Raw genomic sequence first — 22,413 nt, 5'->3', positions numbered from 1 at the left:
TTCCAAAGCCAAACAATCTACTCGATAATAAAACAAAATATGTTTAGGCTCTAATAACCGATTGGGGTTTTAAATATAACGTTACAAGAGTTTTGTTGAAGGCTAACGATATAGCCCTCCCTATTATTAGGCTGATGAAAAGAGAGGACAACAGGATGTGTATGGGCTGAGAAAACACTTTTCAGCCACGCTACACATCAATTGTCAGTCTCTAAAATGTGTTAGTTACTACTTGGATTTTGTTCCAGATTACCCTTATAGGCATTGATAGCTGACTGTGGTATGAAGTAAATCACACGATAATCAGTTGCTGGAATGTCAACCATTGGCTGATGAGGACCTGGGAAACGACGTGTAAGGGTGTCGCCATTGCGGAACACATCGTAGCTGCGCTCTGCCTCAAACGCCAACTCTAACTGACGTTCTTTATCCACCAACGTCTTTGCTGTGGCAGCAGTAAACTGAGCACTCGTATAGCTTCCACCCACGATCGCACGCTCACGGATTGTGTTCACGTCAGCCATCGCATTAGTGATATTACCCAATTTCACATTTGCTTCAGCACGATTGAGATACATTTCGTCAAGACGAGAGATGATAGGCGAATACAACTGATTCTCCTTGCCACCCTGACGAGAGCACTTCACCACATAGAACATAGGATAAACGCGGTTGAGTTTCATCTGATAATCAAGCACACCACGATAGGTATGTCCCTGATAGTTAATAGAGTAAAGACGCTGTGCAGGGTCGATTGGTGTGAGAACAAGTGGAGTAGTGTGTCCCGTTCCAGTGGTATCACAAGTCAAACTGTTGTCTGGCTGACGAGTATAACGCAACTGTACGTAGTTGAAATTCACCTGATTACCCTTGGCATCATAGACATTCTTGATGAAGCGGAAGACAGGAACATACTTGTCTGTCTTGTCTTTTACATACTGTGGCTCAATGAATTGCGCACGAATATCGGTGTACTTCTTATTAAACCAGTCGTTCTGTCCAGTCTCGTTCAGCAAATCAAGGTATTTGCCAGACGCATACATTTCGCCCCAACCCATACCGCCGATATTTGAATACATACCGCCGATGGTGTAATAATAGTCCCAACCAGGGAACTCAGAGTCTACTCTTTTCACCACGAAGATGTTTTCAGGGTTGTTTTCTGGCTCAAGCGTGTTACTAACGCCATAGTCCTTACGGCTCAACAGACTAAACTTACCAGAGTCGATTACCTTTGTTGCGTACTCAACACTCTTCTGAGCGTAGGCAGTATTAGGCGTTTCGTAAGTTCCACTCATATAGAGATAGATTCTACTCAGCATAGCCCAAGCAGCCTCTTTAGAAGCAAAGATACAACGTTCTTCGCTGTGCAGGTCTTCTGTCATCAGCGAAGCCGCCTTCTCCAAGTCCTTAATTGCCTGTTCGTAGGTTTCTTTTACAGTAGAACGATTAGGCAACATAGCGTGTACAGGGTCGTCAGGTGTACCGTTAACGATAGGCATACCGAGATTTGTATCAGGGTTTTGCGCGTATGGTCTACCGTATGCACGACAGAGATAGAAGTAAATCATGCCACGCAGATAGTAGCATTCTCCCAACTGTGTATCGGTAATCGTACTCTTACCTTCAGGAATATCCTTGATAATATTAGATGCCTGCGCAACCACTTTATAGCTATAATCCCAGAAGTTCTGCAATCGGTAGTTATTAGGAGTGCGCGAATAAGAGATAAACTCATAGAAAGCATCGGTAGAAGTACCACGAATCATGATGTTATCTCCTGCATATTCGCCACAGCGATACATAGGGTCCGACCACGTTTTTAGGAAACCATAGCATCCATTCAGTAGCGATGGAAAACTCTCATCAATGTTTTTAGTCATGGTATCATCATCCATCATGTATTCAGGATGACGCTCTACGCTACACGATACCATTGCAATAGCTGCTAAGAGCAGCACATATACTTTTTTCATAGGGCAGATTCTTTATTTAGAATGTGACGTTAACGCCGAGCATAAACTTACGAACAGAAGGATAAACACCAGCGCCTGTTGAGATTGAAAGGGCTGTTGAGCGTTCGCCAGAAGCATTGCGACCACCATCAGCAGCAGGCAATTCTGGGTCTACACCAGAATAATTGGTGATGCAGAAGAGGTTTTCACCACTGATATAAACGCGTAATGCCTTCACGATATCACTCTTAAGACTGAAGTTGTAACCCAAAGTAATTGAGCGAAGCTTCAAGAAGTCAGAGCTTTCTAAGTAGCGAGTTGACGCCTTGTTAGAGTTAGATGGGTTGTTATAGGCAGCAACTGGGTGTGTTGCAACGTCTCCCTTCTGTGCCCATCTCTTCCAACCTTTCTGCAAGCTGAACTGGTTACGATCGGTATAAGCACCATCTGAGTCATACTCCTGTCGTGAGTAGTTATAGATGTAAGCCCCCATTGAGTAGCCGAAGACAGCGTTGAAGTCGAAGTTCTTATAGGTAAGTGTGGTAGAGAAGCTACCGAATACACTTGGAGTGGCACGCTTGTCGAGTGCAACTTGGTCTGCCTTGGCATAGTTGTGGGTAATAACACGATTGCCATTCGCATCCGTTGTGTACCATTGTGGTGCACCATTCTCTGGGTCAACACCTGCCCATTCACGCAAATAATATGTATCTGCGCTCAGACCCGGACGTAACAACGTGTTGGTTGAACCAGCAATACCATCACCTTCGATAATCTGGTCTCTACCACTATACAACTTCTTAATCTTGTTTGAGTTGGTAGAAAGGTTGGCATCAACTGTCCAAGTGAGGTCCTTACTCTTGATGATATCAGCCGAAAGAGTAGTCTCAAAACCAGTGTTGGTAAGTTCACCAATGTTCTGCCAGATGCTTGTCACACCGATAACACCAGATATAGGCACTGCAAAGAGTAGGTTGCTTGTACGTTTGCTATAGAAGTCGAAGGTCATACGCAGACGTTTAAACATATTCAAGTCGATACCTACACCAGTGGTATAGCTCTTCTCCCAAGTAAGTTTCTTATTGGCAAGCTGAGCGATTACAGCACCAGGAACCTCGTTATAGCTTGCACGTAAGCTGTAAAGTCCGTATTGAGGATAGAGGCTGTTAGGGCGACTTCCTACTGAACCAAACGATGCACGCACCTTCAAATAGTCAATACAAGGTACCTTAAACCACTTCTCAGCCGTAGCAACCCAACCACCACTGACTGAGAAGAACGTACCATAAGCAGCATCAGAACCAAAGTTACTTGCACCATCAGTTCTCAGTGAGAGTTGAAGCAAGTACTTATTGGCATAATCAGCATTGAGGTTTGCGAAGAAAGACTGCACTGCCCACTCGTATTTATTACCTCCCACAGCCTCAGGAGTTGAGGTAATATCAAGTTGAGCAAAGCCCGGTACTAAACCAGTTCCGTCACTACTATGATAGCGATATTCACCATCATTAAACTCATAACCAAGCATTAAGAAGCCGTGATAATCACCAAAACTGCGAGTAGCTTTCAGCAATTGGTTGGTATAACGACGTGTGTTCGTACTCGTGCTTTCGCTCACACGACCCTTACCCTCTGCTCCTGATGTACGAGGATCAGAGTAACTCTTATCAAGGTGGGTACTCCAACGATAGCTATTCACAGATGAGAACGTCAGCCAATCAGTGAGATAGATGTCAAAGTCGAAGTTGCCATTAAAGGCATAAGAATCGTACTTGCTCCAGTTATACTGCAATTCGTAAAGGTAATTGGTAGAGTTGCTATTCACCCATGATGATGATCTATTGCCAACAATCTTGCCGGTTTCATCGTAAGGGCTATCCCATGGCAGCATAGAATACATAGAATAGGTAGAGCGCTGACGGTCGTCAATCACCCCCTTGCTACCATTAAAGGATGGACGGATAGCAATCCAAGAATAAGGTTTGAAGTTCAGCTTCATCATCGTGTTGTATCGTGTGAAGTCATATCCACGCACAGCACCATCCTCTTTATAGACACCACCTGTGAAGACAGCACTCAACTTCTCACCACCACTGTTAATAGTAAGGTCGTAATTCTGAACGTTTCCAGTGTGTGTAGCCAACTTCCACCAGTCGAAATTACTATCACGGAGCTTATCATTCCAGCGTGGGAAAGCAATCTCAGCAGCATTAGTAAACGACTTATAATAATCGTATAGCTCGGCTCCATCCATCATCTTCACTTTACCATTGTTCAGAGTTGAAACGCCCATCTTGGCAGAGAAGGTAATAGAAGTCTTACCAGACTTTGCTCCTTTGGTTGTTACAACGATAACACCATTGGCACCCTGCGAACCATAGATAGCTGTTGAGGCTGCATCTTTGAGTACGGTGAGTGTCTCGATGTCGTTAGGATTGATGTCACCTGGGTCTTTACCGACGATTACTCCATCAATAACCCACAGCGGAGCAGTACTACCGTTGATAGTTGACTTACCACGAACGATGATGGCACCGAACGAACCTGGCTTACCAGAACCCGGCATAACGTTCATTCCAGGTACTTTACCCGTCAACATATTGGTGACATTAGCTGTCGTAATGTTAGTAAGTTCTTTATTATCAATACTCTGCAACGAACCCGTCAGGCTGTTTCGTTTCTGCGTGCTATAGCCCACAACCACTGTTTCGCTAAGCATCGTAGATGAAGAAACCATGCTTACGGTCATGTTGTTTTCAGCTCGCACCGTCGTTTTCTCATAGCCTAAGGACGTAATCACCAGCTCTTCACCAGCCTTTGCGTCGATAGAGAACTCACCATCAATGTTGGTAAGAGCGATTTTCTTCGTACCACTTACGGTGACACTGGCACTTATGACCGGTTCGCCTGTACGTGAATCGATAACTTTTCCTTTGATAACAGAGGCCTGCGCCTGTATGGTTACTGTCTGGGTGGCGTATGCCTTATGTGCAGTATAAGGACAACACACAAGGGGCACTACCAGTAGCAGCGACCTTCCAAGGTTAGATTTTCTCATAGCTTTCATGCTTAAAAGGTTTTTATTTATATTTTGTTTAGGTCTTGTGACATTAGATATGGCACTTAGGTTGTCGATAGCTTAGATATGTGCAAAATTATAGTATTTTTTTTAATTCAAGCATGTTTTATCTTCTTTAACATAATATTACGTGCGTTTTTATTTCCAACTTGTATCTTGGACACATATTAGTGCATGTTTTGCAGTGTTTACCTTATATAAAAAGCAGTACGGAAAGGGTAGGTTGCTTTCGAAAACAAACGCGAAAAAACACATTGATAAGTAGGCAAGAAAGCAAGGGAAAGAATGATAGTATTTGATTAGTTGTAATAAAAAAGTCACTAATCAAAAATCAATAGATGCTTAATTGGCTTTGAAAAGACGCCCTTTAGGCTTGCTAAAGATGCCCTTTAAGACGCTAACTAACGCCCTTTTGAACCCTTAGAAAGCACCTTTTAGAATACGACTTTATAACTATTTGATTATCTGTTGGTTATAATAGCTTGCCTTTAAGCCCTTTTTTAGCTAAAAAAAAAAGGCTAAAAGCGTGTTCAAAATGTAAGGATATTTCTAAGTCTTTATTACTCAAAAACAGAAGATAAGAGGGTATAAGAAAAGCAAATATTAGAAAGAATTTCTTATTTCAATATAGTTTTTAAACAGCCATGAGTGTCCCTCTGATAAGAGTTTCACTACCTCTGCACAAACGAAAAGTCCTACAAAGACCGAAAGGAGGAAGATAAAACTGAAGCCAAAGAATATCCAAAGGTCGCCATCAGTGTATTTCTCTTGAAAACGACGAAGCCAAGAAGACGATTTATTTACAAACTCACTGGTACTTTCTGTCGCATTCTTCAAGGTCTCACCGGCTTGCTTAGATACGTGAAGGGCACGTTGAGAAGCCTCCATCAGCTTACTTCTCATCTCAGCAAGCTTCTCTTTTGAAGGCGAACTAACGAGATGGGTTGAGACTGTAGGAAGATCCTTGGCTTTCTTTACCTCAATAGGTGAGGCATCAGCCAATGGAATAACGGAACGAGCACGTGTGCGGAAAGACTTAGGGGCATCAAACCTACAGTTCAACACATTACCACAATAAGGGCAACGATATTTCATTGTCCCATATTGCTCAGTCTCAGCTACAAAGTCGCGACCGCAGTTATTGCATTTGACAGTATATCTCATGATGGTGGCAAAATTATAAAAAAATGTTGAAATGTGAGCAGAAAACTATGTTAATTCAGAATTTATCATTTAGAATTATTCGAACGGTGTTCTTGTCAGAGTGTTATAATTCAGATTATTCGACTGGTATTTTCATTGGATGATGTGTGAGATGTTTTGTCTATGGATTAATGATAAAGTCTTATGTCGATACTGATTCTTTGAGTTTTTTAAGTATCTTTGCATCTGAATCATTGTGAGTTGCAAGGATTCAATAGCTTTACACCGCTTTGTTAGAATGGCAAGAAGCGAAGGAGTAAAGTTCAATAATTATAAAAAAAACAGGATAAAACAATGAAAAAAATAATTCTTGCGGTATCTATAGTATTACTCTGTGCCGCTTGTGGAGGTGACGGAAGTTCGTCGGATCCAGTACAACCAAACCCATCTACTGAGCAAAAAGCGGCAGAAGTAACGAATGACGATATTGTGAAGTTCCTCAATCTTGATAAGCAACAGAATGTTTATCAAGCATTGGAAACGGCAAAGGCAAGTTTAGGAAATAGAACTGTCAATGGTAAGGCGTTGAATGTTACGGCTGTAGATGTACTGAATAGCGATGAAGAGAAGGGTACTTTTACGTTGAGGGTAACAGGTAATAGCGGTGGTAAAACCTTTACGAAGGACGTTGAATATGTTGGTTTTGCACAGAAACCGAATGATTATGAGATGGTATCACGTGCTGTTGCAGCATGGAAAACAGACGTTAACTATCTGAAAGACTTTGATTTCGATACACTTTTTCGTCTGAAGGATAATAGTAAGTTCACTGCAGCGTATTTACAGAAGTTTATTAATCTGTCTTCTTCAAGCGTTGGTGGTAGCAAGCATTACACCTTTACACCAGCTGATTGGGCAAATACAACGGTTAGCGATGTGCGTTACGTTGGTAGCAGTACGTCTGGTCAGGTAGCGTTTACGATTACTTATAAGGGTAGAAAGAATAGTTCGGTCGGTGTTGAGATGAATAAGAACGAGTATTATCGCAACCAAATCAGCGTCAATACAGAGGAGGTTAGCAAGTTATATATGCGTGGCGTGTATGAGCATACAGATTTACTTCATACCTCTTTACTTAATTATGATAGAGATAAGTTTGTGACTTATCCTACAGGTAAGCAGAAAAACGATGGTTCAAACTCGATGACTCTCTCTATCCAACTTGTTGCTAAGGATGGTCACGACACAGAGTTGGCTAATTTCAATGTGGAACTTACAGGTTTTAAACCATTTTCTGCGCTTGATAAAGAACTTCTTATTGCCAACAGTACAGACGTAGGAAAGTTCTTTGGTAAGTATTTCAGAAGTAAGGCTGATGGTGACTATTCTGCAGCAGTGAAGGCATTTGACCCACGAGTATGGTTTAAGAAAGTTCAGATGTCATTAATGCGGGATGGCGAGAACATTGACTTGTATGCAAATGAGGTGCAAGGTGATAATGGAAATTCTAACCTTACCGCATGGATTCCTGGTAGTGGCTTAGCGAAATATTTGGATATCTATCTCTTAGATCCACGTATCGAGGTGATAAGCGCGCAGAAAACTGGCAACTTTCTTGATATCAAGTATAAGCTTGTTTATGTCAATGAGGTGTCTGTAGCGGGTAAGGAAAAAACCTTGCATGTGCATCTATTGGCACCATAAAGAGGCTCAGCAGCATAAGTCGATTTGGGCAATTGAAATGTTTTTTGTATTTTTGTACGACAAAAGATAGTATATCCTTTCATACCTTATAATATATAAGGAGGGTAGGGAGGATAAAGAAAGACTATCATGCGCAGTAATGTAGAAATTACATGAAACAAAAACTATGGCAAAATTAACAGTAAACAATTACGATGAGCTTGCTGCCCGACTGGGTGAGAAGCTTGGTGAGAGCGAGTGGTTACTCGTTGACCAAGAGAGAATTAACCTCTTTGCTGATGCTACCCTCGACCATCAGTGGATTCATGTTGACACAGAGCGTGCAGCTGTAGAAAGCCAGTTCAAGAGTACTATCGCACATGGCTATCTTACACTTTCACTGCTCCCACACATGTGGCAGGAGATTATTGAGGTGAACAACCTTAAGATGATGGTCAACTACGGTATGGATAAGATGCGCTTTGGTCGTCCAGTCCTCGTGAACTCACGCATTCGTCTTGTTGCCACGCTCGATAGTATTGAGAATATCCGTGGTATCTGCAAGGCTGGTATCAAGTTCCAGATTGAGATTGAGGGTGAGCGCAAGCCAGCACTTGAGGGTGTTGCAACCTTCCTTTATTACTTTGAATAAGTAGAGATAAACTCTTATAAATACGCATAAGCGGGCATAAACGATTTGTATTGTTTATGTCCGCTTATTGTTGTTTTATGTTATCAAAGTACGACTTTAGCTATACAATTAATGTTAAAAATCGGCTTATATCATTAACGATAAATATAAATTGTTGTACCTTTGCAGTACGAACAGATTATTTTCAGGTAACAATATAGATTAAAGTTTACTTCAGGAGTTTAAAGTTATCAAAACATTTAAGGAAAAAAGAATGGTATACGACCAACTAAAACTGCAGAACCAACTCTGCTTCAGATTGTACACAGCAAGCCGCCTTGTTACTCAAACTTATTATCCATTGCTTGAGGATTTAGGTATTACCTATCCTCAATATCTTGTACTAATGGCTCTTTGGGAAGAAGACAATCAAAAGGTGATGGAACTTGCACACCGACTTTATCTTGACTCAAACACAATGACTCCACTTGTTCAGCGTATGGCTCAACTTGGATTGGTTAACCGTGTCAAGGGTGAAAAGGATGGAAGAGAAACCTATGTTTCGCTTACTGAGCATGGACAGCAATTGCAAGAGAAGGCGAAGGATATCCCATCGTGCATGGTAGGAAAGTTGTTTGAGAGCGAAGAAGAGATTGTTCAGTTCAAGGAAATAGCTGCTGATCTTGATCGTCTTATTGCTCGTCTTTCGGGACAACGTTCTAAAGAGAAGGAAGAGGCAATGGCTAAGATGCGTGAAGAGCGCTTAGCTTCTAAAAGAAAAAGAAAGTAATTTCAATAAACTTTATCACATAAAGTAATGAAGGTGTACCAATAATAGGATGACTATTAGGGTACACCTTTGTTAATTCATAATTCATAATTCAAAATTCATAATTCAAAATTCATAATTATGATTACTTAATAACGCTCAAAGTTTAAACCTCAAATATCAAAGTTAATAGTTCAAAGGATGAAAAACATTCGCGAAATTCGTAGTCGGTAAAAGTGAGATAGAGGTTTGTACATATCATAAAGTTCAAAGTTCAAACCTCAAAGTTCAAAGTAAATGGTTCAAAGTTTAAAGTAAATTTTCCCCTTTTCTTGCTCATTCTCCATATTTTTCATAATTTTGTAACGTGTCATTATATCATTGTTTTAAAATGATAAAGGCAGCTGAAGACACGGAATAAATGAAAGAAGAAGAATGAAGAAAATACTACTATTATTGACAGTGCTTCTCTTTACTATGGGAGCACGTGCGCAAAAAGATATTGTTTCGATGGCTGATGCTATTAAAATCTTTCAAGCAAAGACACTACAAGTGGGTAAACAGGTGCTTGAAAAGCAAGGCTACAGCTATAAAGGAGTCTCATCGGACGAGTTTGGAAAGGACTATAACTGGGTGAAGAATATGAACCTAACCAGTGACTTCTTACCAACTGCCATGGGACGTGGTAACTCCAGTATGGTACTCTTGGCACAAAATGGCAAGACGGTTTATATCTATGTCTTTAACCGTACTGCCTTTGCGGGCTTGCAGGCACAGGTGAAAGCGATGGGATATGACATGGGTAATGCTGTGAAGGGAGACAAGACCACGCTGATTTGTACGAAGGATAATCAGCCAACAATTAGCTTTCTGACCCTCCAGCAGCCACTTCCTTACTGTGTGCAGATTACCGAGTAAGCGAAAAAGACAATAAGATAAAAGGATAGAAAACGAAGATAATGAAGAAGAAACCAACCTATAAGGTACCCGTATCCATCTGTGCTATTGTGCTTGTGGTGGGTGCTATAGTACTTGCTGTTCTTATGGAAACACGTGAGATGGCTCCTCCTCGTAAGTACGAAGTGGATATGTCGGGTGAAGTTATCGGTATTGATAATGGTCCGAAGATTCCTGTATTGACAAAGGAAGAGGAGAAAGATGAAGAGGTGAAGGAGGAGAAGAAGACAGAAGCTCCAAAGAAAGAATCTTCTGAGTCGGAAGAGACAGCAGATCCAGAGAACCCTGTTATCGTTCCTAATGTTCCAGAAGGTCAGACTGAACCAGTTGTAAAGGCTCCTGTGCCTGAGATTAAAAAGCCTACGATTGACCAGATTGAGAATTAATGTGGATGATATAGGTGTTGGGTGTTAAATGTTGGGTGTTGATGGTTTGTAAAAAGGGCTATATAACATCGTATTCTCGTTTTGTCCCAATCTTCGGGCGGGTGTTGATGGTTTGTAAAAAGGCTATATAACATCTCACATAGAATATCAAGTTATATGTACTTGGTATTTTTAAAAATAAGTTGCTGTCACTTTTAACATTTCGCATAAATGAATGAAATGTTGGTACTTATGAGCCTAAAATAGCTGACAGGAGTGACAGCAAGTTTTATTTTACCAGCCATTAACCCCAATGTAAAGCATCTTGTTTTTGGATAGTTTTGTTTTATTGTCGGTATTTTGTCAGTCTTTCTATCTTGAACTAATTCGCTACAACGCTAATATAAAGACAATTAGTTCGTTCGACAATAAAACAAAACTTGTTTAAGTGCTAATCTTATTTACCTTAAAAGGGTAAACCTATTACCAATTAATATGGGTTATTCTGCCGTTCTTGATTGTCGCAGAGATAACATAACTACGTTTTGACTTACCACCCTTGCGATCGATATCCAATGTAGCTGGTATCTTTAGGCGAATATCTGCACCCGCTTCATTACTCTTTTTGGTTACTTCAGTAGGCGAACCAAGGTGCCAGTTAATTGTCTTGACATCAGCTTGATAAAGTCGGTCGGTCATATAACGGCGAATATCCTTCACCGTAGCACCACCTGAACCAAGGAAGTTTAATGATGGCGCAACAGCACCAGAAATCTTATCCGTGCTTTTACTGTTGATACCTTGTAAGAGTTGGCGCACCGCAGCAACCGCTTTTGCTCTCTCACCATCCGTTACCTTTGCAACAGCTGACTCCTCAGCCTTCTCTGGTGTCAGAATATTCTTCAACTTCTCATCGGCTTCCTTACTATGAATACCATTCGGATGCTGCGCCTTATAGCCAAGATAAGCATTCTCGTTGTTTTTAGCTACAGCTCCTGCCCAGTCTATCTCGTCAATCTTTGCTTCCAACTCACCACGATGTTTTGAGTCTGGATACTTAGCAATAAACTGCTGCAACACTTCCTTTGAGTTGCTGGTCAATGCCACAGAAAGGTCATTATCAGACTGTTGCATGTTCTGAGTGGTAGTTGTCAGCACCTTTAGACGGACTGATATACTATCACGATGTGCCTTAGAAGCAGATGGATTCTCCTTGAGATAATTCTTTAGTACGGTTGGCTCGCTACTACTCATTGCTTGTGCGAAAGCCTCCTGTTCATTGTTAGCTTTGCTTGCTCCCACCCCTTGGTTATAAAGGAAGAGCAATACGGCTGCAGTGATAGCAGCGATGAGCAGTGAGACAGCCAATGACAGATGATTATTCTTATCCGGAGTGCTTTCCTCATCGTCCTCAGCTATAGCCTCGGCATTAGCAATCACCTCCTCGTCAGCATTATCATCCATGATGAAGTCGGCGTCGACAGCCTCTTCCTCCGTGTTTGGCTCGTTAATCGTTTCTTGTGTCTTATCGTTGTAATTATCCGTTTCGTGTTCTTCCGTTTCCTCTACTGGGATGATAACATCATCGTTTCCTGTTGCTTCCCCCTTGTCAACTGACATGAGAACAACAGGCTCTTGCACCTTACTATCGTTTGTAGCCTCGCTTGTGTGATGCTCTGTAGCCGTAACAGAACTATCAATATGGTGTTCCGTATGATGACAGTTTGGACATGATGATTCCTCTTTGAGGTATAATTCACCGCAATGAGAACATTTAATGATATGTCTGGCAATCTCTACACCGCAGCTTGGGCATACGGGAGCCTTGTCGCTCACTTGATGGCCACATTCAGGGCATTTGATGATCATTTATCTAACGTAAGATTATAGTAGTGTGGATAATTATCTATTTCCTTTTCTCTTGGTGTTGAAGCTAACGCTTTCGTCGGAATCGCAACTCACGCATACTGTGGTTACCCATCAGTCGAGACTTATCAACATATCCTCTCACGCCGTTGATACGTCCCTTGCCAGTGTACTGCCAAGCAAAGATGTCTCTTCCATCGTTCAGCTCTGGCTCGCGTCCGTTATACTGTGCAATGAAAAGTTTATAGCCGTCGAGTGCACCGCTGAGATACCTGTTATAGAAGTTTGTATATGTGTAAACCAATGGTTTAACACCATATTCCTGTGTCATAAGTACGAGGAACCTCTGTAAACTATCGCGTAAAGCCTCCGTACTCAGTCCGCCAGTAGTCTCAATATCTACCATTGGGATGAGGTCTTGGTCTTGTGGACGACACTGCATGCGGAAGTTGCGCAACTGCTCCTCTTGTGGGATAGCAGGGCGATAGAAGTGGTAAGAACCGACATTCATACCATAGCGTTGTGCTGCCTCGATATTCTCAAGATAGCGTTGGTCAATACGTGAACCGCCTTCAGTGGCTTTTAAGTAAACGTAATTGAGTTTATGATTGCTGTTTTCAGCTACTGTTTCCCACCATACATCGCCTTGGTAATGGCTCATGTCAAGCCCATGAACATGGCTGCAGGTGTCTTCGCATTGGATAGTATATTGTGCCTTTAGACCTGCAAAAGAGAATATGCAGGCGATGAGCATTATTATCTTTTTTAACTTCATAGATGCAAAGATAACATTTTAAGTTGAGATAGCAGTCTGAACAAAGTATAATTCTGTTGATTTTAGTATTTCTTAATTCATAAATCTTAGATTTATTGTGTCTTAATGTCAGTGCGTAGAGTGAAAAGAGGTGTAAGATTTATAAATTTATAGGGCATGATGATTAATTCAAAATCGGCTTATGAAAGGGGGAAATAGCCAGACGAAACTGTGGGAAAAGTAGTTTGTTACTATGCTTTCATTCAGTGTTTCCTGTCGTTCAATACAATCTGATAGTTTTCTTGTAATGGTTTTTGTCAATTATTTTCTACCGGCTCGAACGCAATACATGCTCTTTTAGCTTCTTAAAGACGCCCTTTAGGCTTGCAAAAGATGCCCTTTAAGCCTCTTACTAACGCCCTTTTGAAGTCCAATTAAGCACCTTTTGTTTTACTTCTTTATAACTATTTGATTTACTGATGGTTGTAAGCGTGGTTTTCTTAGGTGTTTTTTGTCTTTTTAGGAGTTGTTTTCAATGAAATTATGTAAGGTTTTTTTCAAGTCTTTATTGTTGTTTTTTGCGGTGTTAAGATAGAGTAGTTTTTAGTGTGAAAGGGTGGGGTGAGATCGTTTGTTGGTAGTGTTTAGGATAGCTTGGGATAGCAAAAAAAACAGGTCCTTTCGTTAAAGTGGTATGATAAACGTACGCACATTTAACGAAAGGACCTGAAAAGATAAGCCTTTTGTTAGCTTATTATGCTTCTGCAGCCTTCAGATACTGGTCGTAAAGCCACTGCTTTTGCTCGGCAATTGTGAGCTGACTGTTGTCGAGTTCGAGGGCATCATCAGCCTTGCGAAGCGGTGATGTCTCACGATGAGAGTCGATATAGTCACGCTCTTGCACATTCTTAAGGATGTCGGCAAAGTCTGCTTCCATTCCCTTCGCCTTCAACTCATCGTAACGACGTTGCGCACGTACCTCTGCTGAAGCGGTAACGAAGATTTTAAGTTCGGCATTCGGGAATACCACCGTACCGATGTCGCGACCGTCCATAACGATTCCTTTCTCTGCTCCCATGCGCTGCTGCTGTTCGACAAGTGCCTTACGCACAAAGGCGAGTGTGGCGATAGGGCTAACATGAGATGACACCTCCATCGTACGGATTTCGTTCTCAACATTCTCACCATTGAGGTAAGTGTCTGGACGCCCCGTCTCCTTATTGAGTTGGAAACTGATGTTGATATCCTTCATCTGCGCCTGCAACTCCTCTTCACGGATGGTTCCGTCTGCGTTGAAGAGGTTATGACGTAGCGCATAGAGTGTAACGGAGCGATACATAGCACCCGTGTCTACATAGATATAGCCAATCTCCTTGGCAAGGTCTTTTGCCATTGTGCTCTTTCCACATGATGAAAGGCCGTCGATGGCGATAGTTATTTTCTTCATATACTTTGTTAATTCATAATTCACATCTACTTAATTCATAATTCACAATTCATAATTCATAATTATGATTACCATTGCTTGATATGTTTATTGCTACACACAGCTTGTCAATTCATTATCACCCATCATTCAACACCAAATACTCTACCCATAGTTTGTTAATTCATTATCACCCATAACTTAACAAATCATCAACACCTATCACCTAACACCCATCACCTAACACCCAACACCGAATACCCTACACACATTCTCATTGGTTTGGTGGGCAAATTCGGCTTCATCAACGCCATAACTAAGGGCAAGGGTGCGCATCACTTCAACGATGAAAGCACTCTCGTTACGCTTACCACGATGAGGGACTGGAGCCATGTAGGGGCTGTCGGTCTCAAGAACGATGCGGTCAAGGGGTACTGCTGCAGGGAGATCTTCGCGCAGATGACTGCTCTTAAAGGTTGATACACCACCCACTCCAAGCACGAAACGGTCGAAACGAAGGAACTCCTCTGCCTCCTTCTGATTACCGGTAAAGCAGTGGAAGACACCACCCGGCAGTTCTTTTTCGTAGGGGCGCATGATATGTAGCATCTCGTTTTGTGCCTTACGGCAGTGAATCATCAGCGGAAGACGTGTCTCAACGCTCCATTTCACAGCCTCCTCAAAGGCTGCAAGCTGCTGTTTCTCGTATTCACGTGTCCAATAGAAATCAAGTCCTACCTCACCAATCGCAATCACTGTCTCACCCTGTTTGGCTGTTCCTTCTGCCTTCTGGCGAAGCGAGAGTAGGATTCGTTCGTGCATAGCGTCCAACACTTCACGCCAATCATCGCGCACCTCCTCTGGCTGCAGTCCAATCATTGGATAGCAGGTGTCAGGAAACTGTCGGCAAACAGCCAATACAGTGTCCACTGATTTGAGGTCGATAGCTGGTAGGAAAATCTTTCCTACACCTGCCTCGTGGGCACGACTGATAACCTCTGGGAGGTCGTCAGCAAAGTCTTCTACATCTAAATGGGCGTGGGTGTCTATTATCATTGGGTGGTGAGTGTTGGGTGTTGGGTGTTAAATGTTGGGTGTTGATGAATTGTTGGAGTGGTGGGTGTTGGGTGATAAATATTGAGTGTTAATGATGTGTTCCTAAGAAAGTTATTCTAAGAGATACACATCGCCTAAGTCTCCCCAGCCTTTCCTATTTGGGCTCCCCTCCTTTCGGAGGGGTCGGGGGAGGCTTCACCACTTCCTATGTAGCATCCTCTGTGCATACGCTAACAGTTCTGCCTTGCGTTCATTAGGAAGGTTTACTGCCGCAATATATTTGTTTGCTTCATCAAAATAATAGTTGATGCGCTCAATAGCTAACTTGTCAACGCCGATACTGTTATACAACTCTGTGACAGCGGCAACCTTCTCCTCGTGATTGAAGTTCTCACAACCAATCCACTTCTCCAACTCCTTACGCTGACGAGCATTCGCCTTGTTGAAAGCATTGATGAGCATGTAGGTCTTCTTATTGCAAATAATATCGCCACCTATCTTCTTACCAAATACCTTTGGGTCGCCATAAACGTCAAGATAATCGTCTTGTAGCTGGAAAGCAAGACCAATCTGCTCGCCAAACTTGTAGAGATTCTCCACATCTTCAGCAGGAGCATCAGCAAGGATAGCACCAATCTTCATCGCACAAGCCAACAGAACACTGGTCTTAAGACGAATCATCTCGATGTATTCTTCCTCCTTTACGTCATTACGATTCTCAAACTCCATGTCGTACTGCTGACCCTCACCAATCTCAAGTGCCGTAACGGTGAAGAGACGAAGCACCTCACTGAGGTGTCGGCTGTCGCACTGTGCCATTCTTTCGAAAGCTAAAACGAGCATTGAGTCGCCCGATAAGATAGCCGTATTAGCATCCCAACGCACATGAACAGTCTGCTGTCCGCGGCGAAGCGGAGCATCATCCATCAAATCATCGTGCAAGAGTGTATAGTTGTGATAGGTCTCAAGGGCGCAAGCCGGTGAGAGAATCGTCTCCGGGTCGTCCTTAAAAAGATTGTAAGAAAGCAGCATCAGCGTAGGACGGATGCGCTTCCCTCCCAATGAGAGGACGTATTTTATCGGTTCGTACAAGCTTTGTGGCTTGCGGTCATAAGTAAGGTTATTTATATACTCGTTTACTTTACTCAGAATTTCATTAGCAGTGTACATATAGAATTGGAGTTAAAAGTTGTTTTCAAAATAAGCGTTGAAGGCTTTTGGGCGGGTCAAAAGTCTTATGCAAGTTGGAAGACAAACGGAATCTCTATCAGCGAACGGCATGGTTTATTCTTCTCAATGCCTGGCTTCCACTTACCCATTGTCTTGAGAACGCGTAGTACTTCGTCGTTGAGAACAGGTACCTTACCACTCTTGATTCTGACATCATCAACCGTACCATCAGCATTGATGATGAAAGTAATATTCACCGTTCCCTGCAGTTTGTTCTCCTTTGCAGCAGCAGGATATTGCAATGTCTTTGTAAGCCACTTCATAAACTCCACCCATCCGCCTGGTGGTGTTGGTGTTTCGGAGAGTATTCGCTTGCTAACCTTGTCGTCATAGCGTTCTACAACCTTGTCGGAATTATCATCGGTCATCTTCTCCATCTCCTTCTTAGCCTCTTCTTTTATCTTCGGAGGTTCAGGAGTAGTAGTTACCATCGGCATAACAATCGGTTCGTTACTTACCTGTGGAGCCCCCGTCTTCTTATCGTTCGAGTTCATACTTCCTGCATCGTGAGGCGTAACCTTATTCGGAATATCACGGCGTTTAAGGTTGAGCATGTCCTCCATCGTAGGCTTCTTGTCTTCTTGTGTCTTGGCAAGGTCTTGCTGGTCAATGGCAGGCAGCATGTCCATATCGTGGAGCGTGACATTCTTGATGGCCTTAGTATTAGCCGAATCATCATCACTCCCCGTTGCATTATACTCCATGGCAACAAAGAAGAAAGACAGTGCAACGATGATTCCCAAAAGGAAACCAACCCACCGCTTATTCTCTAAATCTGCTCTATTTGACTTCTTTATTTCCAAGATAAGATATACTAAACACCTTTTTCTGCCGTTATACAATCCATAATGGGCACAAAAACGTCTCATTATAAGTTGCAACGACAAAAGTAATAAGATATTCGGAAAAAGATGTAACTTTGCCGAGAAATTAATTTAGATTAAATGAAAAAAATCGTTTTCACCCTCCTGTTAACCCTTTTTGCGGTTGTAATACGAGCGCAGGAGAGTCAAACTGAATACAACTTCCTACGTCTTCCAGTGAGTGCGCATGCTGCTGCATTGGGTGGAGAGAATATTACTATCATTGAAGACGACCCTTCACTGATGTTCTCTAACCCTGCTTTGGCTTCTTCCGTAAGCGATAAAACCGTGGGACTTAGTTACATGAATTATATGCGTGGAGCCCATTATATGGGTGCTTCTTATACGAAAGCATTGGGTGAGAAAGCTACGCTTGCAGGTGGTGTGCAGTATATGAACTACGGAAAGATGAAGGAAGTCGATGCTAACAACGTACAGACGGGTACTTTCAATGCCAGCGAAATCGCTGTTGAAGGTATCTTCTCCTACGAATTAGCACGTAATTTGGTGGGTGGTATCACGGCAAAATTCATTACTTCTTACATTGGTAGTTATAACTCTATGGCGGTGGGTGTAGACCTTGGTCTTAATTGGTATGAGCCTGAAAGACAGTGGTCGGTATCGTTAGTTGCCAAGAACCTCGGTGGACAGATTAAGGCATACGAAGAGGAGTATGGTAAGATGCCGATTGATGTGCAGGTGGGTGTGAGCAAGACTTTCGCTGCCCTCCCTGTCAGAGTGTCTGCTACCCTCGTTAATCTTACGCATTATGACTATCGTTTTATCAATCACCTCAATCTCGGCGCAGAAGTCTTACTGTCTGAAAGTATTTGGGTTGGTGGTGGTTACAACTTCCGTAAGGCAGACGAAATGACCATTGGTAAGGATGAGAACGCCAGTGCGCATGGTGCAGGATTCAGTGTCGGAGCTGGTATCAACCTTGAACAATTCAAACTCAACCTTGCCTACGGTAAGTATCATGCTGCCAGCAACTCAATATTGGTGAACTTGGCGTACTCCTTTTAGAAGGCATAGATAATTCAGAATTCATAATTCAGAATTCATAATTATGAACACTAATGTTAACTGTGGTTTATTGCTACTGTAACGTGTTATCTCGTCAACTACGAATTACGCAAATGACACGAAATCTTTTGTAATAAGGATTCGCGTAATTAGTAAAATTCGTAGTCGGTAAAAGTGAGATAGAGTGCTAAAGCACATATCATAAAGCTCAAAGTTCAAAGCTCAAAGTTCAAAGCTAATATGGTAATCATAATTATGAATTCTGAATTATGAATTCTGAATTATTACAGCGTCTACATGAACAGCATGCCCACTTGGAAGACCACAGCACTAACGATCCAAGCTAATGCTGTAGTGTAACCTGCAGCAAAGAGAGCCCAACCCCAACTGCCTGTTTCGCCTTTAATAGCTGCTATCGTGGCTACACAAGGGAAGTAAAGCAGTACAAAGAGAAGGAACGAGAAGGCTGTAAGTGTTGCAATAGGCTCTGCTTCCTCGTAGCTGATGTGATGCATAGTTGCTACATCCTTTGTAATCAGATTATGTAGCTTTGAGTATTTGCCTGTCTCACTACTATAACCACTGTCGTCAGAGAAGCTACCATCATTAGAATAGAGTACGCCCATTGTTGATGCAACAATCTCTTTTGCACCCATACCAGACAACAAGCCAACATCCAATTTCCAATTGAAACCCTGTGGACGGAACACTGGCTCAACGGCTTTACCGATTCGTCCGATATAGCTTTGTTCCTGTCGTGCTTGATTATCCATGTTCGGATCGTCTGGAAGAGGGAAGTAGCCTAAAGCCCATACGATGATAGAAGCAACAAGGATAATACCTCCCATCTTTTTAAGATACTGCTTACCTTTCTCCCATGTATGGCGACCAATTGCCTTCCATGTTGGGAAACGGTAAGGTGGTAGCTCCATCACAAATGGCGTATCCTCACCTTTGACCACAAAAGCTGAGAACAAACGACTCATTGCCACTGCCATCAATACACCTATTATATATAAGGAGAGCATGGCAAGCGAACGATATTTCAACGCAAAGAACGAACCCGTAATCATTACGTAGATAGGTAGACGAGCCGAACAACTCATCAAGGGGAGAATCAACATTGTTATCAATCTACTCCTCCGACTCTCAATCGTACGTGTTGCCATCACCGCTGGCACATTACAACCGAAGCCCATGATAAGTGGGATAAATGACTTTCCATGCAGTCCCATCTTGTGCATCAGTCGGTCCATGATGAAGGCGGCACGTGACATATAGCCGCAGTCCTCCATGTAGGAGATAAAGAAGTAAAGTATTAATATCTGAGGGAGGAATACAATAACAGCTCCTACACCGCCGATAACACCATCGACGATCATATCTTTTACTGGTCCGGCAGGCATATTCTTAGAAATGAACTCGCCTAACCAACCCACACCAGCCTCTATCCAATCCATTGGATACTGACCAATGACGAAGGTTGCCGTGAACATCACCAACAATATAAAGAAAAAGATTGGGAAGCCAAAGTATTTGTTTGTCAAGACATGGTCGATGACATGGGTGGTCTGATAGGTATCTTTCTTATCACCTGTCGAGAAGTTTGCTTCCTTCAGCGCACCATTAATAAAACCATACTTGGCATCCATGATGGCTGTCTCGCTGTCATTACCCGTCTCCTCCTTTACACGAGCGGCTGCCGTATCACGATGATTGAATATCTCAATCGAATCACCTAACGGACTAACGAGTTGCTCTACGTCCTTGTCATGCTCTAACAGCTTGATGGCAAGATAGCGGGTAGAGTAGCGATGGCAGAGTTCAGGGTATTTCTTCAAATGCTCCTGCATCTCTTTAATACCATTCTCTATCTCATGTCCGTGGTTGATATGGATATGACGGAACTGCAACGACTCGTCTTCTTTCCCTTCATAAACGGCAATAATCTGGCGGAAGAGTTCCTTCACACCTCTACCATTGGTGAATACTGTTGGTATCATCGGCACTCCGAAGAGCTCAGAAAGCTTTTGTGCATCAATATGGTCACCACGCTGTTCTGTCTCATCAAACATATTTAGCGCACAAACCATACGTATGTGCATGTCTATCAACTGGGTTGTAAGATAGAGGTTGCGCTCAAGGTTAGACGAGTCTATCACATTGATGACTACGTCTGGAGTCTTGTCAACCAACTGCTTACGCACATAGAGCTCTTCAGGGCTATAGGCTGATAGGCTATAGGTACCGGGGAGGTCAACAAGGTTAAACACATAACCATCAAACTCGGCATGACCAACCTTCGCATCAACCGTCACACCCGAATAATTACCTACTCGTTCGTGTGCTCCCGATGCAAAGTTGAAAAGCGATGTCTTACCACAATTTGGGTTACCGACAAGTGCCACATTGATTGTATGACTCTTACGGCGCACAGCATCTGATTGTTTCTCGGGCGTTAGCTCCTTGTCCGTGCTGTCGTATGCGGTTGAATCCATCTCAACCTGATTATCTTCCTGCTCCTCCTCATTTCCAACAGAGTGAGTCTTCACATCCGACAATACCTCAATCTGGTCAGCCTCGCTATGACGAAGACTAACCTCATAACCCATAATCTTATATTTAACGGGGTCTTGCAAGGGTGCATTGAGCAATACCTCAACGGTCTTACCCTTGATAAATCCCATCTCTATGATTCGTTTACGAAAACCACCGTGTCCCGATACCTTTACGATAACACCAGTTTCTCCAGTCTTTAATTCTGATAACTTCATAGCTTTGATAATTTAGAATTCAAAGTTCATAATTCATAATTATGATTACTTCTGTCTGTTGTATTTATTGCTGCAAGCAACTTGTTCACTTGTCTACTTGTCCACTTGTCTACTTGTTTACTCGTTCACTCGTCAACTTTTCAAAGTCCCTTTGTCTTCTTCTCAAGCAACTTGTTTACTCGTTAACTCGTCAACTCGTCTACATCGTAAGAAACAAAGGTAATGAAAAAAAACAGAATAGAAAATGTTTATATAGTAAATACCTAATAATGGGGATAGGCAACGGCATGAAAAAAGGTATAACAGGTATTTTTCTTCATGAATAATAACAATACACTTGCCAGAGGGATGAGGTAATAAAAGCCTCCTTACACAAAGAGCTACTATTACCAAACCTACAAGAATAGTTTTGTTTTAGTTTGCTGTCACTTTTAACACTTTACGTAACAATACTGTAAATTAATGAGTTAAGTGATGATTGCGGCTGACAGAAGTGACAGCAACTCTGAAATACAGAGAAGACAAGATGTCTACTATCAGTTTATAAACAAGGCGTTTATCCTCAAAGTTATTAAGAATCTGTACGCTATACCTCTGTCGCTCTTAGTTTCATCGTTCTCTCCGTGCCATTTCCTTTTCTCCGTTCCCTCCGTTTCTCCGTGTGACTTATTATATAAGTTTGTAAATAAAATTCACAACCTTGAAAAATAAAGACCATCTTTTAGACTTGAATTAACGCCCTTTTGACTTGCAAAAGATGCTCTTTGAGAGCCTTAGTAACGCCCTTTTGAAGTCCAATTAAGCACCTTTTACTTTCTTGTTCTGTAACTTGTTGA

The 22,413-nt window shown here is 42.2% G+C and carries 16 protein-coding genes; 6 read left to right on the top strand and 10 right to left on the bottom strand.

The window, feature by feature from the left end; translation table 11 throughout:
- Window positions 1-221: 221 nt before the first annotated feature.
- The 3 genes from HMPREF1505_RS05375 to HMPREF1505_RS05365 all read right to left on the bottom strand — a co-directional run bounded on the left by HMPREF1505_RS05375 (window position 222) and on the right by HMPREF1505_RS05365 (window position 6,198).
- Entirely contained in the window at window positions 222-1,976 is a 1,755-nt protein-coding gene (locus HMPREF1505_RS05375; RefSeq protein ID WP_036923575.1) for a RagB/SusD family nutrient uptake outer membrane protein, read from the bottom strand.
- A gap of 16 nt (window positions 1,977-1,992) precedes the next feature.
- Window positions 1,993-5,022: a SusC/RagA family TonB-linked outer membrane protein gene (locus tag HMPREF1505_RS05370; RefSeq protein ID WP_036923573.1), complete on the bottom strand. Its 3,030-nt coding sequence runs from the start codon at window positions 5,020-5,022 to the stop codon at window positions 1,993-1,995.
- Between the two features lie 615 nt (window positions 5,023-5,637).
- Window positions 5,638-6,198 (bottom strand): hypothetical protein, encoded by a 561-nt coding sequence (locus HMPREF1505_RS05365; protein ID WP_036923571.1) that lies wholly within the window; start codon window positions 6,196-6,198, stop codon window positions 5,638-5,640.
- Window positions 6,199-6,531: 333 nt separating this feature from the next.
- On the opposite strand from HMPREF1505_RS05365, the gene HMPREF1505_RS05360 reads away from it, so the two are divergent.
- The 5 genes from HMPREF1505_RS05360 (at window position 6,532) to HMPREF1505_RS05340 (ending at window position 10,603) form a co-directional block, all read left to right on the top strand.
- Window positions 6,532-7,881, top strand: a complete 1,350-nt coding sequence (locus tag HMPREF1505_RS05360) for a lipoprotein 17-related variable surface protein (RefSeq protein WP_036923570.1) — start codon at window positions 6,532-6,534, stop codon at window positions 7,879-7,881.
- A 166-nt stretch (window positions 7,882-8,047) separates the two neighbouring features.
- Window positions 8,048-8,512, top strand: coding sequence for a MaoC family dehydratase (locus HMPREF1505_RS05355; protein WP_004359353.1), 465 nt, complete (start codon window positions 8,048-8,050; stop codon window positions 8,510-8,512).
- 253 nt (window positions 8,513-8,765) lie between these two features.
- Window positions 8,766-9,281 (top strand): MarR family winged helix-turn-helix transcriptional regulator, encoded by a 516-nt coding sequence (locus tag HMPREF1505_RS05350; RefSeq protein ID WP_036923568.1) that lies wholly within the window; start codon window positions 8,766-8,768, stop codon window positions 9,279-9,281.
- A gap of 414 nt (window positions 9,282-9,695) precedes the next feature.
- Window positions 9,696-10,178 (top strand): hypothetical protein, encoded by a 483-nt coding sequence (locus HMPREF1505_RS05345; RefSeq protein WP_036923566.1) that lies wholly within the window; start codon window positions 9,696-9,698, stop codon window positions 10,176-10,178.
- A gap of 41 nt (window positions 10,179-10,219) precedes the next feature.
- Window positions 10,220-10,603 carry a hypothetical protein gene (locus HMPREF1505_RS05340; RefSeq protein WP_004359358.1) on the top strand — a complete coding sequence of 128 codons (384 nt, stop codon included), beginning with the start codon at window positions 10,220-10,222 and terminating at the stop codon, window positions 10,601-10,603.
- Between the two features lie 462 nt (window positions 10,604-11,065).
- Here HMPREF1505_RS05340 and HMPREF1505_RS05335 read toward each other — a convergent pair whose 3' ends face one another.
- The 6 genes from HMPREF1505_RS05335 to HMPREF1505_RS05310 all read right to left on the bottom strand — a co-directional run bounded on the left by HMPREF1505_RS05335 (window position 11,066) and on the right by HMPREF1505_RS05310 (window position 17,717).
- The gene (locus tag HMPREF1505_RS05335) at window positions 11,066-12,451 is read right to left on the bottom strand and encodes a zinc ribbon domain-containing protein (protein WP_036923563.1); all 1,386 of its coding nucleotides are present in this window, start codon (window positions 12,449-12,451) and stop codon (window positions 11,066-11,068) included.
- 64 nt (window positions 12,452-12,515) lie between these two features.
- Window positions 12,516-13,223 carry a glycoside hydrolase family 25 protein gene (locus tag HMPREF1505_RS05330; RefSeq protein WP_036923561.1) on the bottom strand — a complete coding sequence of 236 codons (708 nt, stop codon included), beginning with the start codon at window positions 13,221-13,223 and terminating at the stop codon, window positions 12,516-12,518.
- Between the two features lie 733 nt (window positions 13,224-13,956).
- Window positions 13,957-14,649 carry a (d)CMP kinase gene (gene cmk / locus HMPREF1505_RS05325; protein ID WP_036923559.1) on the bottom strand — a complete coding sequence of 231 codons (693 nt, stop codon included), beginning with the start codon at window positions 14,647-14,649 and terminating at the stop codon, window positions 13,957-13,959.
- 219 nt (window positions 14,650-14,868) lie between these two features.
- Entirely contained in the window at window positions 14,869-15,684 is an 816-nt protein-coding gene (locus HMPREF1505_RS05320; protein ID WP_036923557.1) for a TatD family hydrolase, read from the bottom strand.
- 195 nt (window positions 15,685-15,879) lie between these two features.
- Window positions 15,880-16,854 carry a polyprenyl synthetase family protein gene (locus HMPREF1505_RS05315; RefSeq protein WP_036923554.1) on the bottom strand — a complete coding sequence of 325 codons (975 nt, stop codon included), beginning with the start codon at window positions 16,852-16,854 and terminating at the stop codon, window positions 15,880-15,882.
- A 65-nt stretch (window positions 16,855-16,919) separates the two neighbouring features.
- A complete protein-coding gene (locus tag HMPREF1505_RS05310) occupies window positions 16,920-17,717 on the bottom strand; it encodes an energy transducer TonB (RefSeq protein ID WP_197017496.1) in 798 nt (265 codons plus the stop codon).
- A 141-nt stretch (window positions 17,718-17,858) separates the two neighbouring features.
- Here HMPREF1505_RS05310 and porQ point away from each other — a divergent pair, with 141 nt between their 5' ends.
- Window positions 17,859-18,803 (top strand): type IX secretion system protein PorQ, encoded by a 945-nt coding sequence (gene porQ / locus HMPREF1505_RS05305; RefSeq protein WP_036923552.1) that lies wholly within the window; start codon window positions 17,859-17,861, stop codon window positions 18,801-18,803.
- A 293-nt stretch (window positions 18,804-19,096) separates the two neighbouring features.
- Here porQ and feoB read toward each other — a convergent pair whose 3' ends face one another.
- Window positions 19,097-21,577 (bottom strand): ferrous iron transport protein B, encoded by a 2,481-nt coding sequence (gene feoB, locus HMPREF1505_RS05300; RefSeq protein WP_036923550.1) that lies wholly within the window; start codon window positions 21,575-21,577, stop codon window positions 19,097-19,099.
- Window positions 21,578-22,413 lie beyond the last annotated feature (836 nt).

Origin of the sequence: Prevotella sp. ICM33 (assembly GCF_000517825.1) — a bacterium.
In the GTDB taxonomy this organism is placed as follows: Bacteria; Bacteroidota; Bacteroidia; order Bacteroidales; family Bacteroidaceae; genus Prevotella; species Prevotella melaninogenica.
This window is presented reverse-complemented; position numbering and strand designations above follow the sequence as displayed.

Excerpts from the sequence above, each read along its gene's own strand:
- HMPREF1505_RS05375 (WP_036923575.1), bottom strand. The coding sequence starts at position 1,976 with ATGAAAAAAGTATATGTGCTGCTCTTAGCAGCTATTGCAATGGTATCG.
- HMPREF1505_RS05370 (WP_036923573.1), bottom strand. The coding sequence starts at position 5,022 with ATGAAAGCTATGAGAAAATCTAACCTTGGAAGGTCGCTGCTACTGGTA.
- HMPREF1505_RS05365 (WP_036923571.1), bottom strand. The coding sequence starts at position 6,198 with ATGAGATATACTGTCAAATGCAATAACTGCGGTCGCGACTTTGTAGCT.
- HMPREF1505_RS05360 (WP_036923570.1), top strand. The coding sequence starts at position 6,532 with ATGAAAAAAATAATTCTTGCGGTATCTATAGTATTACTCTGTGCCGCT.
- HMPREF1505_RS05355 (WP_004359353.1), top strand. The coding sequence starts at position 8,048 with ATGGCAAAATTAACAGTAAACAATTACGATGAGCTTGCTGCCCGACTG.
- HMPREF1505_RS05350 (WP_036923568.1), top strand. The coding sequence starts at position 8,766 with ATGGTATACGACCAACTAAAACTGCAGAACCAACTCTGCTTCAGATTG.
- HMPREF1505_RS05345 (WP_036923566.1), top strand. The coding sequence starts at position 9,696 with ATGAAGAAAATACTACTATTATTGACAGTGCTTCTCTTTACTATGGGA.
- HMPREF1505_RS05340 (WP_004359358.1), top strand. The coding sequence starts at position 10,220 with ATGAAGAAGAAACCAACCTATAAGGTACCCGTATCCATCTGTGCTATT.
- HMPREF1505_RS05335 (WP_036923563.1), bottom strand. The coding sequence starts at position 12,451 with ATGATCATCAAATGCCCTGAATGTGGCCATCAAGTGAGCGACAAGGCT.
- HMPREF1505_RS05330 (WP_036923561.1), bottom strand. The coding sequence starts at position 13,223 with ATGAAGTTAAAAAAGATAATAATGCTCATCGCCTGCATATTCTCTTTT.
- cmk (WP_036923559.1), bottom strand. The coding sequence starts at position 14,649 with ATGAAGAAAATAACTATCGCCATCGACGGCCTTTCATCATGTGGAAAG.
- HMPREF1505_RS05320 (WP_036923557.1), bottom strand. The coding sequence starts at position 15,684 with ATGATAATAGACACCCACGCCCATTTAGATGTAGAAGACTTTGCTGAC.
- HMPREF1505_RS05315 (WP_036923554.1), bottom strand. The coding sequence starts at position 16,854 with ATGTACACTGCTAATGAAATTCTGAGTAAAGTAAACGAGTATATAAAT.
- porQ (WP_036923552.1), top strand. The coding sequence starts at position 17,859 with ATGAAAAAAATCGTTTTCACCCTCCTGTTAACCCTTTTTGCGGTTGTA.
- feoB (WP_036923550.1), bottom strand. The coding sequence starts at position 21,577 with ATGAAGTTATCAGAATTAAAGACTGGAGAAACTGGTGTTATCGTAAAG.